We start from the raw sequence: 1,865 nt of genomic DNA on the forward strand, positions 1-1,865 counted from the left end.
GTTGCCGAGGACTTCGTTGGTATAGAGGATGTTGGAGAGGATGCCCCGCCTCGCCAGCATCGCCCGGAAGCCGCCGGGGTCGCCGAAGGACCCGAGGGAGGACTGGATCGAGGGCAGTGACCTCTCGCCGGGATCCGCCTCGAGCGCTGCCGATTCCGGCGGGCGTTCGTTCAGGGGTAACGAGACACCGGGTTGGGCCAGCGCCGCCGGCACGGATATGGGGCTGAACGCTGTGGCGAGGGCGAGCAGCAGCGCCGGCGTGCAGCGGATGCGGATTCTGACGGAGCACATCATCGTTACCTCGCGTCATTCTTATAGCCAATGCTATATCGATCGCCCGCGGCCGCCCTGTCCATTGGCGGGTCCGCCACCGGAGGAGTTCGGGGCGCGGTTTCAGCCGCCGATGAAGATGTCGAACAGGAGCTTGAGGTTGAGGGTCAGGATCAGGCCCGCGATGGCCCACGACAGGACCTTGAGCCAGGCCGGGATGACGAGGGCGCCCATCTTGGTCCGGTCGGACACGAACTGGACGAGGGGGACAACAGCGAAGGGTAGCTGCATGGAGAGGATGACTTGGCTCAGCACGAGGAGGCGGGCCGTCCCCTGCTCTCCGTAGAGTGCCGTGACGATCACCACCGGCACGATGGCGATGGCGCGGGTCACGAGCCGCCTCGCCCAATCCGGGATGCGCAGCCGCAGGAAGCCTTCCATCACGATCTGACCGGCGAGCGTCGCCGTCACCGTCGAGTTGAGGCCCGATGCCAGGAGCGCCACGGCAAAGAGCGTCGAGGCGATCCCGACGCCGAGCAGCGGCGAGAGCAGTTCGTAGGCCTGCTCGATCTCCACCACGTCCGTGCGTCCGCCGGCATGGAACACGGAGGCCGCCATGATCAGGATCGAGGCGTTGACGAACAAAGCCAGCATCAGGGCGATGGTGGAATCGGTCACGGCAAAGCGCAGCGCGCTGCGGCGGCCCTCCTCCGTCCGCGGATAGGCGCGTGTCTGCACGATCGAGGAGTGCAGATAGAGGTTGTGGGGCATCACGGTCGCCCCGACGATGCCGATGGCGATGTAGAGGGCCGCCGGGTTGGTGACGATCTCGGACGATGGCAGGAAGCCGGTGAGCAGGTCCTTCATCGCCGGCGCCGCCAGGGCGATCTGGATTGCGAAGCAGACGAAGATGATGAGGAGAAGCGCGATCACGAAGGCTTCGAGCGCCCGGAAGCCCCTGCGCATCAGGAGCAGGACCAGGAACACGTCGAGGGCCGTGATGACGGCCCCGAGGACCAGCGGGATGCCGAACAGCAGCTTGAGGGCGATGGCGGTGCCGATCACCTCGGCGAGGTCGCAGGCGATGATCGCCGCCTCGCAGATGATCCAGAGCACGAAGCCGACCGGCCGGGAGTAGTGGTCGCGGCAGGCCTGGGCGAGATCACGGCCGGTGGCAATGCCGAGGCGCGCGGCCAACGCCTGCAGCACGATCGCCATCAGGTTCGACAGAAGGATGACGAAGAGGAGCGTGTAGCCGAACTGCGAGCCGCCGGCGATGTCGGTGGCCCAGTTGCCCGGGTCCATGTAACCCACCGAGATCATGTAGCCGGGCCCGATGAAGCCGAGGAGCCGCCGCATCCACGAGCCCGCCGCAAGCACCGGAACGCTGCCGTTCATTGATCCGAGGCTCGGGGACGTCTCGGTATCCCGGCTGAACCGCCATGCCCTCTGGTCCTCGGCCCGGTCCGCCATGCTCTGTCCGCTCACACCAGAATCCTCGGGCGCGGAGATCCGCGCCGCTCAGCTTCATAGCAGAGGCTATAATCGAGGCAAGAGGCTAAGTTTGGGCTCCCAGTGCGGCGGGGTGGCCGCGC

At 66.6% G+C, this 1,865-nt stretch carries 1 protein-coding gene and 1 pseudogene; both read right to left on the reverse strand.

Annotated elements, in window-relative coordinates; all coding sequences use genetic code 11:
- A pseudogene (locus ACFE7U_RS08175) lies at positions 1-294 on the reverse strand (hypothetical protein); the annotation flags it as partial.
- A 99-nt stretch (positions 295-393) separates the two neighbouring features.
- Positions 394-1,743, reverse strand: a complete 1,350-nt coding sequence (locus tag ACFE7U_RS08180) for an Nramp family divalent metal transporter (RefSeq protein ID WP_375409233.1) — start codon at positions 1,741-1,743, stop codon at positions 394-396.
- Positions 1,744-1,865: the final 122 nt, after the last annotated feature.

The organism is uncultured Methylobacterium sp., assembly GCF_964251405.1.
Lineage (GTDB): Bacteria > Pseudomonadota > Alphaproteobacteria > Rhizobiales > Beijerinckiaceae > Methylobacterium.